Source organism: Actinomadura livida, from assembly GCF_014648675.1.
Classification (GTDB): Bacteria; Actinomycetota; Actinomycetes; order Streptosporangiales; family Streptosporangiaceae; genus Spirillospora; species Spirillospora livida.
In genome coordinates, this window is record NZ_BMRO01000006.1 from 168,714 (window position 1) to 168,913 (window position 200).

At 75.5% G+C, this 200-nt stretch carries 1 protein-coding gene; it reads right to left on the reverse strand.

The annotated features are described in order from the left end of the window. Positions 1–200, reverse strand: a 200-nt coding sequence (locus tag IEZ03_RS16045; protein WP_189241204.1) for an ATP-binding cassette domain-containing protein, incomplete at both ends; no start/stop codon positions are given.

The following is a 200-nucleotide window of genomic DNA, read 5'->3' on the forward strand; positions in this document are numbered from 1 at the left end:
GCTTGCCCTCCTGGACCGCCGACAGTCCCCTGGCGACCCGCCGCCAGGGCGGCAGGGAGCCGATGTCCTCGCCGTCGAGCGCCACGGTCCCCGATCGGATGGGCAGGAGCCCGCAGATGCCCGACAGCAGCGTGGTCTTGCCCGCGCCGTTTCGCCCGACGAGGGCCGTCACGCTCCCGGGGCGGAGCGTCAGCGACGCG